We start from the raw sequence: 12,570 nt of genomic DNA on the forward strand, positions 1-12,570 counted from the left end.
ACCGGTATTACGCTGACACGAGGATGGCATGAGAAGACTACTGACGACTTTGGTGATTTTGCTGGTGGTGCTGGTGGCGGGGATGTCTGCCTTGGTGCTGTTGGTTAATCCGAATGATTTCCGCGGCTATATGATCAAGAAGGTTGAGCAGAGCAGTGGCTATCATCTGACGCTGGAAGGCGACCTTCGTTGGCACGTCTGGCCGCAGTTGAGCATTCTTGCCGGGCGAATGACGCTGACGGCGCCAGGGGCAGCGGCTCCGGCGGTTAGCGCAGATAATATGCGTCTGGATGTCAAACTGCTGCCGCTCCTTTCCCACCAGCTTTACGTTAAGCAGGTGATGCTGAAAAATGCCGTTATCCGCCTGACCCCCGACAGCGCAGAGCAAAACCAGCCCGATGCCCCTATCGCCCCCGGTGGTAACCAGGCGGATGATGGCTCGGGATCTCTGTGGAAATTTGATATCGACAACCTGCGGGTGGTGGATAGCCTGCTGATCTGGCAACGAGCCAACAACGAGCAGATTAACGTTCGCGATATCAATTTAACCCTGCAGCAAAATGAAAAGCATCAGGCGCAGATCGAGCTTTCCAGTCGGGTGAATCGCGACCAACGCGATCTGAGCTTCAACCTGGCGGCTAATCTCGATCTACAACAGTTTCCCCGCCAGATAGGTGCACAGGTCACGCAGTTTAGCTACCAGCTTGAGGGCGCAGATATTCTTGCCGGTGCCATCAAGGGGGAAGGGAGCGTACAGGCGGTTTATCAGCAGGCTTCGCAGCAGATTGTCTTGAGCCAACTGATGCTCAGTGTCAATGATAGCCAGTTGACGGGGAGTGCTAGCGCGCAGTTCGGCCCCGTGCCTGCTTACACCCTGGATCTCAGTGCCACACAACTCAATCTGGATGCGCTCTCGGGCTGGCAGACAAAAACCCCTGATGAGGAGAAGCTACCGCAGCCGGTGACCGCATCCCCGGTAATCGCCAATCAGGCGGACGATCCACAACAGAATTTACAGGTGTTACGTGACTTCAACGCACAGCTCAAGCTGAAGGCGGACCAGGTTACCTACCGTGGGATGTTAATTAGTCAGTTGGCGGTGCAGGCAAGCAACCAACAGGGATTAATGACGGTGGCTACGCTGTCTGGTAAGTTGGCCGGCGGTGATTTCTCCCTGCCTGGTTCGATGGATGCGCGAACTGATAAGCCGCTGATTAAACTGCAGCCGCAGTTACGGCACATTGAGCTGGGCGAGGTACTCAAGGCCTTCGACATGCCATTGGCGCTGACCGGCACGTTCAACATGCAGGGCGATTTGAGCGGCGACCGCCTCAATGCCAAGGCTTTCGAACATCGTTGGCAAGGAACGGCGGAGTTGTCCATGCAGAATGCGCAGCTTCATGGCCTGAATATTCAACAGCTTATCCAGCAAGCCGTGGCGCGTAATGACAGTAGCGTGCGTGGTGAGGATAACAACCAGCGCTACACCGCGGTGCAACAAATGAGCGCCAAGGCCAGCTTGAGCAAGGGGCAGATCACGCTCAGCGAGTTACAGGCAGAATCACCGGTGATGAACCTGACCGGCAGCGGTACGCTCAATATGCCTGGCAAACAGTGCGATTTAACCATGAACGTTCTGGTCACGGGAGGTTGGCAGGGCAACAATACGTTAATCGCACAACTGCGCGAAACGCCGATCCCTCTGCGCGTCTATGGCCCTTGGGATCAGCTCAATTATCAACTGCAGGTCGATCAGCTATTGCGTAAAAAGCTGCAGGATCGTGCCAAAGACGCCTTGAACAAGTGGGCGGAGAAGAATAAAGGGTCCCAGGATGGCCAGGATCTGAAAAAACTGCTCGATAAGCTGTAGACCTTATCAAACACTGCCCGCGCTCTCTTTAGGTTGGATGAGCGCGGGTTTGCCACCCGAGCGACAAAATCAATACCTTTGATATTCATCTGGCATACTGCTGATGGCTTCCCTACAATAAGGGATCTGTTAATGAATAAAGCAAGGATTGACGGTGTCAAAAGCGAATTCTAATGCCACCATTGTGGATATTGCCCGCCGAGCCAACGTGACCAATATCACTGTCTCCCGTGCTTTTAATAAACCCGAACTGGTCAAGTCTGAAACGCTCGAGAAAATTCACGCTATTGCCAAAGAGCTTAATTATGTTCCCAATGCTTTCGCTCAGGGATTAAAGAAAAGCAGCAGCCAAATTATCGGCATTGTTACCAGTAGCATGTATAACCCTTTTTATTCCAACCTGATCCAAACCGTATCGCGTATTGCCCGCATGCAGGGCTATCAGATTATGCTGTTTGATACCGACGGCAGTGAAGAAGCTGAAATGCAGGCGGTACAGGCGCTGTTCGGTTATAAGGCTCGGGGCATCTTGCTCTCTGCCGTACGCGACGATCGGCACTATCAACCCGCCTACCTTGATCAGGCCGAACGCTATCACACTCCGCTGATCCTGATCGACAGGGACATTTATAATCAACAGCTTAGTGGCGTTTTCCTCAACAACCAAGAGATTGGCAAACTGGCCGGGAAATATCTGGCCGAGCAGCCGGAAAGTAATATCCTGATCCTGGGTGGTCCGGCCGACTCGGAAATTACCTTGGCGCGAACCCAGGGGATTATTGATGCTCTGGAGGAGAAGGGGAGTAAAATCACCATTATCAATGGCGACTATGATTTTATTTCACAAGAGGCACGGGTGAAAGAATATCTTGCCGATGAACGGCATCAGCCGGATTATATCGTGGGCCTCAACGGTATTATCACGCTGGGTGCTATTTCTTTATGCCATCAGCTGGGTATTTACCATCGGGTGAAATTCTTCTCGATCGATGAACCGCCCAAGGCGCGGGATTATGGGCAGCATATTGCCGGGGTTTATCACGATACGCAGGTGTTAGGGGAAATCGCGGCGGAGTTATTGTTTAATGCGATTAAAAATAATCACAGCGATCAACCATTAAGACGGGAATTTTTTACCGGGATGTTGCTTGTCGAGTGATGGCCCCTCACCCCAACCCTCTCCCACAGGGAGAGGGAGCTGTACGGTGCACATACGTAGCCCGCGTAGCTTCGGAAAGTAGGGAGTAAAAACAAGAAAGGCAAGGTCTTACTCAGGGCAATCAACGAACTCGATCGGTCCCCTTGTATGTTTAAGGTACTTTAATTACCCGCCCAAAGGCGGGTAGACTTTAACCGAGTTGTACCTGACGCTACAGCCCGATTCCCCTCTGGGACAACAAGCCCGTGGGAGAGCTTATGGCGTGGCGTCAGTTTTCCTGTTAACCCGAACAGCTGCCAGGGCGGCATCAGCCAGCCCGTATCTTACAAGGCCGGGAGACTTGAAATGACTGAACATGCAACCGTCGGTATCGACATTGCCAAAGACACTTTTGACGTATACATCGACCCAACTCGTCAGCTTCTGCATCTGGATAACACACCGGAAGGCCATCAGCAGTTGCTGAGTTCGCTCTCTGCCATCACCGTCAAGCTTGTCGTGATGGAGGCGACAGGCCGATATCACTCATTACTGGCCGCCACGCTTGAGTTGGCTGGGTTACCCGTGGCCGTGGTCAATCCACGCCAGGTAAAAAACTTCGCTCGTGCGCTAGGGACCCTGTACAAAACCGACCCGAATGATGCGCGTATCATCTGCGAGTTTGGCCGGAGAATGGAGCCCGAAGCCCGCCCCACACCGGATGAACAGACGCAGCGTCTGGCCGGGATGGTGACCCGCCGTCGCCAACTGGTCGATAACAGGACCATGGAGATAAACCGCTATAAAAGCTGCGATGACGTGGTGGTCTCAGCGGGCATCAAGCGGCATATCGACTGGCTGACCGCTGAAATCCGGGATGCAGATGACGATATCGACAGGCAAATAAAAGTGATGCCTCTGTGGCGGGAAAAGGCGACGTTGTTGGAGGAAGTCAAAGGTATCGGGCCGACAACGATGGCGGTGCTTCTTGCGATGTTGCCGGAGCTGGGGAGGCTGAATCGGCACAAAATAAGCGCGTTGGTTGGCGTGTGTCCCTATGCCCATGACAGTGGAAAAATGAAAGGGAAGCGAAGTATCTGGGGAGGGCGAAGCGCGGTGCGTTCAGCGCTATACATGGCGACCTTGTCAGCGGTGCGGTACAACCCGACAATCCGGGAGTTTTACGAGCGCCTGACAGGGCGTGGAAAACCGTTCAAGGTGGCGGTGACCGCCTGCGTGAGAAAGCTGCTAACCATCCTGAATGCGATGCTGCGGGATAATAAAAAATGGGTGACAAATTAATCATCACCCGTTGATTTTAAACACAGCTGCTCTCCCTGTGGGAGAGGGTTAGGGTGAGGGGTCATTATCTGAATTATCAGGCTAATCGCATCCTGTTACTGCCCATAGTAAGCATTTTTACCGTGCTTGCGTAAAAAGTGCTTATCCAACAGCGCGGGTTGCATGGGCGGGATCGTCGGAGTCAATTGCCGCGTGGCCATCGCCATTGCCGCCACTTCCTCCATCACCACCGCATTATGCACCGCATCCGCCGCCGTTTTTCCCCAGGCGAACGGCCCATGAGAATAGACCAACACCCCCGGCACCTGTTGCGGATCGCGCTTCGTCTGTTGGAACGTCTCGATAATCACCTGGCCGGTTTCCCGCTCATAGTCGCCAGCAATCTCGTCCTCACGCATAGGGCGGGTACAGGGAATGTCACCATAAAAATAGTCGGCATGGGTGGTGCCCAGAGCCGGGATCGCCTGGCCAGCCTGTGCCCAGATGGTGGCATTACGGCTGTGGGTATGGACGATGCCGCCAATCTCGGGAAAGGCGCGATACAGCGCCAAATGGGTATCGGTATCCGAGGACGGTTTACGCTGCCCTTCCTGGATCACACCGTCCAAATCCACCACCACCAGATCGTCTACCGTCATCACCTCATAAGCGATCCCCGAAGGTTTGATCACCACCAGCCCCTGTTGGCGATCGATCGCCGACACGTTACCCCAGGTAAAGGTCACCAAACCATAACCCGGCAGGCTGAGATTGGCCGCCAAAACCTGCTGCTTCAACTCGCTTAACATGTGATGCCTCCCTGTTTCATCTGCTGCTCGATCCAGCTCTTGGCCTGGGTGATATGTTGGATATCCTGACCATCGTTGCGCGTCCACATTTCCAGCAGGAATGGGCCGCGATAGTTGAGCCGTTTTAACACGCCAAACGTATGGGCAAAGTCCACGCAGCCGCTGCCGAAAGGCACATCGCGGAATTGCCCTGTGGTGCCAGGCAGTACTGGCAAGGTGTCTTTTAAATGGATGGCGGTGATCTTGTCGATGCCATGCTCCAGCTCAAAATCGACGTCGTTGCCCCAGGCGCTGAGGTTGCCGATATCGGGATAGACGGTAAACCACGGGCTTGCAATCTGCCGGGCAAACTCGCGCCATTTGCTGATGCTGTTGATAAAGGTGGTATCCATGATCTCCACGGACAGCATCACCTGTGCCTTGGCCGCCAGCTCTACCGCCCATTGCAGACCTTCGATAAAACGCTGGCGTGTATGGCGATCGGCCGTTTCGTAATAGACGTCATACCCCGCTAGCTGAATATTCCTGATCCCGACGTCGACGGCGAAATCCAACGCCTTTTCCATCAACGTGCGCGCCTGCTGGCGGATGGCGGCATCATGGCTGCCAAACGGATAACGACGATGGGCGGATAAACACATGCTGGGCACCGTAATACCGCTGTCAAAACGCGCGTTGATCAGCGCCAGCCGCTGCTGACGATCCCAGTCCAGGCGCTGTTGGCGTTCCGGCTGCTCATCAATAGAAATCTCCATAAACTGGAAACCCAACTCGCTGGCGATACCCAGGCGTTGTGCCCAATCAAGATCCGCTGGCAAGGCTTTTTCGTACAGCCCAAGTGAGACGGTATTAGTGGTTTGCATGCTGGTTGGCCTCATTTAATGCTTGGGCGATATTCAGGTAGCCCGCAAAGCGATCGCGTAAGCGTCGGTTAGCCGCCGCGTCGGGATAATAGGTGTGTACTTCAGGCTGAATGACCTGCACGGCCTCGGTAAAGCTGCTGTACTCCCCGGCACCAACGGCGGCACAGATCGCCGCAGCCCGGCAGCCGCTTTGCTGGATGTCCACCACCTCCAGCGGCAAATTACCGGCGTTGGCAAACATCTGCATCCAGACGTCGGACTGCGTCGGGCCGCCGGTCATGCGAATACGCTCTACGCGCGGATTCAGCGCCACGAGGCGATCCTGATGAACCAGATGAGAGAACACGATGCCCTGATAGATCGCGTGCACGATATCGGCCATGTCATGGTGCCCGCTCAGGCCAATCAGCCCGCCCGGCAGATTGCTACCGAGGTTGGAGCCGAACAGATAGGGCAGGAATGTGATGTCGCTCGGTTGCTTGCTGCGTTCTTGTACCCAACGGTTAAACTGCGCATAGCGCTGATGGTCGTTGTCGCAAAACTGCCGTAAGAACCAGGCCAGATTACTCGCCGAGGTTGGGCTGCCTTCGTGAACAAAATAGCGGCCCTCCATGCAATAACGCCCCCAGGCAAAGGGATGGGAGGAGGGGAGGAGGTCCTCCGTGACACAGGTGGCAATCGACCAGGTACCCGCAACGGCACTCAGGGTACGATCGTCGACCACTCCCGAGCATAAGGCCGCACCAACCACATCAAACAGGCCGCCATACACCGCCGTTCCTGCGGGTAATCCGCATTGGGCAGCGGCAGTGGCGGTCACTTGCCCGGCAAGCTCGGCAGAACCTAGCAGCGGCGCGGTTTTATCGGCCACTTCCTCAATGCCGAAAGCTGCCATCAATACTGGGTCGTAGTCGGCCGTTTGCTGGTTGAACAGGTTGCTGCCGGAGATGTTGGTGATCTCCGCCGTCGCTTCACCCGTCAGGCGAAAGCGCAGGTAGTCATGGGCCATCAGCACCCGATCAATCGCCTCATATTGCGCGGGCTCATGCTGTTTCAACCAACGTAACAGTACTGCCGGATGGCTGTTCCAGATGGGTTGCAGGCTACGCGGGTAGGTGACGGCTTCGATACCCTGCTGCTGTAACTCAACCACCATCGCCCCGGCACGAGTATCCGAAGAAACAATGCCGTTGCGGACCGGCTGGCCCTTTTTATCAATGGCATATAGCCCTTTGCCGTGTGATGAGAAGCTTACGCCACGCACTCGATCGCCGGTTATACCCGCGAGGCTGAGTACCTGGCGAATGGTTTGGCAAAGGTCACACCACAAAACCTCCATCTCACGCTCAGAAAAACCGGGCTGTGGGGAAACGGTGTCCCCATCACACTCCGCTACGGCAATTTCCTCACCGTTAGCCCGGTATAGACCCGCCTTGATCAGCGTGCCGCCAATATCAATGCCCAGAAAATATCCCATATCGGTTCTCCCTAGCTTATTTACGGCGGCTGGAACTGAGGTAGATAGCGGCGAGGATAATGCCGCCCTTGACCACGTTCTGGATGTAAGGCGACACGCTCATCAGGTTGAGGCCGTTATTCAATACGCCAAGCATCATGGCGCCCACCAGCGTGCCGATAATGGCACCTCTGCCACCAGAGATGGCGGCCCCACCAAGCACTACGGCGGCGATGGCATCCAGCTCAAAACCTTCACCGGCGTTGGGCTGCCCGCTCATCAGGCGTGAAGTGAGTACCAACCCAGCCAGTGCGGCGGTTGTCCCGCTCACCACATACACCAGGACTTTGTAGCGAGGTACGCGAATACCGCTCAGGCGCGCGGCCTCTTCGTTGCCGCCAATGGCGTAGACATAGCGGCCAAACGGCAGATGGTTAAGCATCAGGTAGGCCAGAATATAAACGCCAACCATGATCAGCACCGGTACTTGAATACCCAGTACGGAACCGCGGCCGAAGAAGGAGAACATGTCCGGCAAGCCAGAAATCGGGTAGCCGCCGGTGTACAGCAGTGCCAAACCACGGGCGATACCCATTGAGGCGAGGGTGACGATAATCGGTGGCATGCGCAGATAGGCAATGCAGGCACCGTTGGCCAAGCCAAACAGGGCACCGATCGCCAACGCGGCGACCATCGCCAGAGGAATAGGGATCCCTCCCAGCATCAAGCCAGCGGCAATGGAACCGGACAGTGCCATCACCGGCCCGACCGAGAGATCGATGCCCCCAGTCAGGATTGCGCAGGTCATGCCCACCGCAATAATGGCGTTGATCGACACCTGGCGTGCCACGTTGGTCAGGTTGTTGACCGTCAGGAAGCTGTCATTAAGCCCGCTCATCAGCAGGAACAGAATGGCGAAGCCGATAAAAGGCAGCATCGCGGGGTGGTGCAGCAACTTCTCCCAGCGCTTGCCGAGGCTCTGCTTCTGGGCCGCGTGGGTAGGTGGGGATTGTTCAATTCCGATCATAATGCACTCCCGGTTGCATGAAGCATGATGTTATGAGACTCGATTTCATCCCCTGCCAATTCGGCAACAATGTGGCCGCCACGGAACACCAGCACGCGATCGCAAACGCCGATGATTTCCGGTAACTCGGATGAAATCATGATGATAGAAATGCCTTTCTGCGTGAGCTGTTGCATCAGCTGATAGATTTCGGATTTGGCGCCGACGTCAATGCCACGGGTAGGCTCATCAAAAATAAGGATGTTGCAGTCATTGTTCAGCCAGCGGGCAATGACCACTTTTTGCTGGTTGCCGCCGCTCAGGGTGCTGACGGCGGTATCCGCGTCCGGGGTTTTCACACCTACCGCGCGGATCAGGCGCTGAACGATATCGTCGTCCTTGCGGGCGTTAACGAATATCTTGCCGAACCGCTCATGGCGGTTGAGGGTGATGTTCTGCGCCACGGAAAAGGGCAGCACCAGCCCCTCGGTTTTACGGCTTTCCGGCAGCAGGCCAATGCCTTGCTTCAATGCCAAAGCCGGGTTCCGCAGGGTGGTTGGTTGCCCGCCAAGGGTGACCTGCTTGCGATAGCAGGCGCTGGCACCGATCAATGCGGAGACCGTCTCTGTACGGCCCGAGCCCACTAATCCGGCAAATCCCAGGATCTCGCCTTTGAACAGGTGGAAGCGATCTTCCTGCTGATGCTTGGTGCGCTGAATGCTGGCTTCCAGCAGGCGAACCGAGGTATCGACAGGGTGCGATTTCACCGGGAAGGCATTTTCGATTTTGCGCCCGACCATCAGCTTCACCAGTTCATCCACGTTGGTGTCGGCCGTGGGCAGCGTTTGCACATAGGTGCCGTCGCGCAAGACGGTGATCTGGTCGCAGATGGTGAAGATTTCATCCAGGTGGTGCGAGATGAAAATCATGCCGACGCCTAGCAGTTTCAAATCGTTCATTACGCTGAACAGGTGATCGGCTTCACCCGGTGTCAGGGTGGCTGTCGGTTCATCCAGAACCAATACGCGGGCGTCGAGCGACAGCGCCTTGGCAATCTCGACAAACTGCTGCTGCGCCACGCTCAACTGCGCCACCGGGCAATCCAGATCGATATTCACCGTCAGCCGTTTGAAAATAGCCTCGGCTTTCTTGCGCATCGCTTTACGATCCAATAATCCCCAGCGGTTCTTGATTTCCCGGTTGAGGAAAATATTGTCCAGGGCGTTCATATAAGGAATAAGCGAGAATTCCTGAAATATGATCCCCACTCCGGCATTAATGGCCTGCCGATAATTATCAAACTGGCGGCTGGTGCCCTCCATGATTATTTCGCCAGAATCCGGCTGGTGAATACCGCACAGGATTTTCACCAACGTCGATTTACCGGCTCCGTTTTCCCCAAGCAAGGCGTGTATTTGGCCGTGTTGAATGGTGAGGTCAATACCGTCCAACGCCTTCACGCCCGGAAAGGACTTCTTGATCTGTTTTAATTCTAATAACGCCGTCACGGTTAACTCCTCCGGGTTTTATACCTACCGTTGCGAAATCAATAGGTCGGGTACAAACCTCAACCGGCTCGTTGTGTTGTAGGGGCGCCGTATTTTGCGCCCGCTTTGATAATCAATGCGTTGGTTTGAGGCAAACTACACATTCAGCAGCATTGCCGCGTGGTCATCAAACTCGAGGCCGGGCGTTTACCAGCTAAAGCCTTTGGCGTTGCTGCTGTCGATCAGCTTCACTTTCACCGGAATGGTGCTTGGTACGTTGGCACCCCAGTAGCGGGCCAGAGCAATCCCCAAGGCAATACGTGCCTGGTCGCGTGGGAACTGCGCGGAGGTGGCGATAAACGGTGAGTTCGGTTTCAGGATCTCCTTAATCGCTTCAGGCTGGCCATCGACGCTGACCAATTTGACCTTGGCACCGTTACTCTCAATGGCTGCCAATGCGCCCAGGGCACCTACGTCGTTGACGCTAAAGATACCGGCCAGGTCGGGAGTCGATTGCAGCATGTTTTCGGTCACAGTCAGTGCGGTATCACGCTCTTGCTTACCGTTCTGCTTGGTGACAATCTTCATTTCCGGGTGCTTTTTAATGGCGTCTTCAAAACCACGGACGCGTTCCAGGATCGGCACCACCGGGATACCGTCCAGGATCGCCACTTTGCCTTTGTTGCCCAGGGATTTGGCCAGGTATTCACCCGCCTGGAAACCGGCATCATAGTTTTCCGAACCGACAAAGGAATCCAACGGGCCTTCGGCCTGGGCATCGATCGCCACGACCACCGCTCCGGCCTTGTGGGCAGAGATCACCGCCGACTGCACGCCAACCGAATCTGTCGGGTTAATCAGTAAAATATCGACTTTCTTTTGCAGCATATCTTCCACATCATTTATCTGCTTTGAGACGTCATGATGGGCATCCGCAATATACAGCTTGGCGCCAATATCACCGGCGGCCTGCTCTAATGCCTGTTTCATGGAGACAAAATAGTCGTTATTCATTTCCTGGAATGAAACGCCAATGGTGATCTGTTTAGCTAATGCCGATTGGCTGGCCAGCAGCATGCCGCCGGCGAGCATCACGGGTAAGGTTTTCTTGAATAATGAAAACATAGTTTATTCTCCTGTTGTAGGGGCGGTATTTTTCTTTCAGTGTTATTTATAATAATTAGGTCGTTATCGGCCAGAAGTCGGCCTCGCCATCAAAGGGCGTTATCATTGTTTGCTTAAAACTAATCACTCAATATTAAGGGACTAAAATAACCTTGATGGAATCCGTTGAATCGGCCAGGGCGAATGCCTGATCCCATTCTTTTAATGAATAACTGTGGGTCACCACGCCTTTGGAGGTCACCAGACCCCGTTCAAAAAGATCGATGGCAATTTCATAGCTATAAGGTGCCAGGTGCGCACCGCGAATATCCAACTCTTTGCGATCGCCGATGATTGACCAGTCTACGGTGGTTTCCTTACCAAACACGCTGAACTCGACAAAGCGGCCGAGCTTACGGATCATCTGCAATCCTTGGGTAACTCCAATCGGTGCGCCGGTTGCTTCGATGTAAACATCACAACCGTAGCCGTCGGTTAACGCCTTGACGATTTTATCGGCATCTTCCTTGAGCGGGTTGATGACCACGTCGGCACCGAAGGCTTTTGCCAGCTCCAAGCGTTCGTCGATGGCGTCAATCACGATCAGCTTTTTCGGCGTCTTCAGCTTGGCTACCTGTACCATACACAGTCCCAACGGCCCGGCACCGGCCAGCACTACGACGTCGTCTAACTGGATATCCCCACGGGCAACGGTGTGGATGGCACAGGCCATCGGCTCGATCAGCACGGCATCTTCATGACTGAGGCTTTCCGGGATCTTGTGCACGATGGCATTGGCGGAAAATCGCATGTATTCCGACATTCCCCCCTCGGCCACGTCCTTTTGGAAGCCGTAGATATTGTGCGTCTCACACATCCAATAGCTGCCGGACTTACAGTAACGGCACTCCCAGCAAGGCACGATCTGCTCGGCAATGACGCGTTCGCCGATCTTGTACTTCTGCTCTGTGCCTTCTCCCATGGCAACAATGCGACCGTAAAATTCGTGGCCGGGCACGACCGGCGGTTTTACCCAAGGGTTTTCACCCCAAAACATCTGGGCACCGTTTTTACATTTACAATCGCCGGCACAGATCCCGCAGCCTTCGACCTTGATCACCAACTCTTTGGCTTTAGGTAGTGGGGTAGGGACTTGTTCAAACCGGTAATCCTGCGGGCCATGACAAACTACCGCGCTCATCTTTTCGGGTAACTGACTCATTTTCCTCTCCATTATCATGCTAGATAGCGATACGAAACCAATGTTGACGTTGTCATTTTTAGAGAAATAAAAAGGTTAATATTTATTTAAGTTATATTTTTCATGATGTTGATAATAAATTTAAACTCTTTGCTGAAAATGACAACGTGAACATTGGCGATCATATAACCAAACTGGAGAAAACATTTGTTTGATCAAACTCACACATCGTTAACATCTGACGTAAAGATTCTACAAATTCAGATCATGATCACAATGTTATGTCGGCTGTATGTAAGATAGGGGAAAGATGAGTCATTTAATTTATTGAAATTAAATTAATTATTTTCCTGTT

General features: G+C 54.0%; 10 protein-coding genes. 3 read left to right on the forward strand and 7 right to left on the reverse strand.

What is annotated here, in order from left to right; genetic code table 11:
- Positions 1 to 28: 28 nt before the first annotated feature.
- From asmA to KGP21_RS10405, 3 genes are all read left to right on the forward strand, one after another.
- Entirely contained in the window at positions 29 to 1,870 is a 1,842-nt protein-coding gene (gene asmA, locus KGP21_RS10395; protein WP_223538050.1) for an outer membrane assembly protein AsmA, read from the forward strand.
- 154 nt (positions 1,871 to 2,024) lie between these two features.
- Positions 2,025 to 3,029: a LacI family DNA-binding transcriptional regulator gene (locus KGP21_RS10400; protein WP_059200312.1), complete on the forward strand. Its 1,005-nt coding sequence runs from the start codon at positions 2,025 to 2,027 to the stop codon at positions 3,027 to 3,029.
- A gap of 345 nt (positions 3,030 to 3,374) precedes the next feature.
- Positions 3,375 to 4,310 (forward strand): IS110 family transposase, encoded by a 936-nt coding sequence (locus KGP21_RS10405; RefSeq protein WP_059199132.1) that lies wholly within the window; start codon positions 3,375 to 3,377, stop codon positions 4,308 to 4,310.
- Positions 4,311 to 4,405: 95 nt separating this feature from the next.
- Here KGP21_RS10405 and araD read toward each other — a convergent pair whose 3' ends face one another.
- The 7 genes from araD to KGP21_RS10440 form a co-directional block, all read right to left on the reverse strand.
- Positions 4,406 to 5,098, reverse strand: a complete 693-nt coding sequence (gene araD, locus KGP21_RS10410; protein WP_021805046.1) for an L-ribulose-5-phosphate 4-epimerase — start codon at positions 5,096 to 5,098, stop codon at positions 4,406 to 4,408.
- Positions 5,092 to 5,961 carry an L-ribulose-5-phosphate 3-epimerase gene (locus tag KGP21_RS10415; protein WP_218519602.1) on the reverse strand — a complete coding sequence of 290 codons (870 nt, stop codon included), beginning with the start codon at positions 5,959 to 5,961 and terminating at the stop codon, positions 5,092 to 5,094. Before KGP21_RS10415 ends, araD begins: the two co-directional genes overlap by 7 nt.
- Positions 5,948 to 7,438, reverse strand: a complete 1,491-nt coding sequence (locus KGP21_RS10420) for an FGGY-family carbohydrate kinase (protein ID WP_223538052.1) — start codon at positions 7,436 to 7,438, stop codon at positions 5,948 to 5,950. Before KGP21_RS10420 ends, KGP21_RS10415 begins: the two co-directional genes overlap by 14 nt.
- A gap of 16 nt (positions 7,439 to 7,454) precedes the next feature.
- The gene (locus tag KGP21_RS10425; protein ID WP_021805043.1) at positions 7,455 to 8,444 is read right to left on the reverse strand and encodes an ABC transporter permease; all 990 of its coding nucleotides are present in this window, start codon (positions 8,442 to 8,444) and stop codon (positions 7,455 to 7,457) included.
- Positions 8,441 to 9,931: a sugar ABC transporter ATP-binding protein gene (locus KGP21_RS10430; protein ID WP_021805042.1), complete on the reverse strand. Its 1,491-nt coding sequence runs from the start codon at positions 9,929 to 9,931 to the stop codon at positions 8,441 to 8,443. The genes KGP21_RS10425 and KGP21_RS10430 overlap by 4 nt, the downstream gene beginning before the upstream one ends.
- Before the next feature lie 186 nt (positions 9,932 to 10,117).
- Positions 10,118 to 11,035: an ABC transporter substrate-binding protein gene (locus KGP21_RS10435; RefSeq protein WP_021180599.1), complete on the reverse strand. Its 918-nt coding sequence runs from the start codon at positions 11,033 to 11,035 to the stop codon at positions 10,118 to 10,120.
- A gap of 133 nt (positions 11,036 to 11,168) precedes the next feature.
- Positions 11,169 to 12,236, reverse strand: a complete 1,068-nt coding sequence (locus KGP21_RS10440) for a zinc-binding dehydrogenase (RefSeq protein WP_024484881.1) — start codon at positions 12,234 to 12,236, stop codon at positions 11,169 to 11,171.
- Positions 12,237 to 12,570: the final 334 nt, after the last annotated feature.

It is taken from the genome of Serratia sp. JSRIV004 (assembly GCF_019968705.1).
GTDB classification, from domain to species: Bacteria; Pseudomonadota; Gammaproteobacteria; order Enterobacterales; family Enterobacteriaceae; genus Chania; species Chania fonticola_B.

What these genes read in the sequence shown, in the direction of transcription:
- araD (WP_021805046.1), bottom strand. Translation starts at nt 5,098, where the DNA reads ATGTTAAGCGAGTTGAAGCAGCAGGTTTTGGCGGCCAATCTCAGCCTG.
- KGP21_RS10425 (WP_021805043.1), bottom strand. Translation starts at nt 8,444, where the DNA reads ATGATCGGAATTGAACAATCCCCACCTACCCACGCGGCCCAGAAGCAG.
- KGP21_RS10440 (WP_024484881.1), bottom strand. Translation starts at nt 12,236, where the DNA reads ATGAGTCAGTTACCCGAAAAGATGAGCGCGGTAGTTTGTCATGGCCCG.
- KGP21_RS10415 (WP_218519602.1), bottom strand. Translation starts at nt 5,961, where the DNA reads ATGCAAACCACTAATACCGTCTCACTTGGGCTGTACGAAAAAGCCTTG.
- KGP21_RS10420 (WP_223538052.1), bottom strand. Translation starts at nt 7,438, where the DNA reads ATGGGATATTTTCTGGGCATTGATATTGGCGGCACGCTGATCAAGGCG.
- KGP21_RS10435 (WP_021180599.1), bottom strand. Translation starts at nt 11,035, where the DNA reads ATGTTTTCATTATTCAAGAAAACCTTACCCGTGATGCTCGCCGGCGGC.
- asmA (WP_223538050.1), top strand. Translation starts at nt 29, where the DNA reads ATGAGAAGACTACTGACGACTTTGGTGATTTTGCTGGTGGTGCTGGTG.
- KGP21_RS10405 (WP_059199132.1), top strand. Translation starts at nt 3,375, where the DNA reads ATGACTGAACATGCAACCGTCGGTATCGACATTGCCAAAGACACTTTT.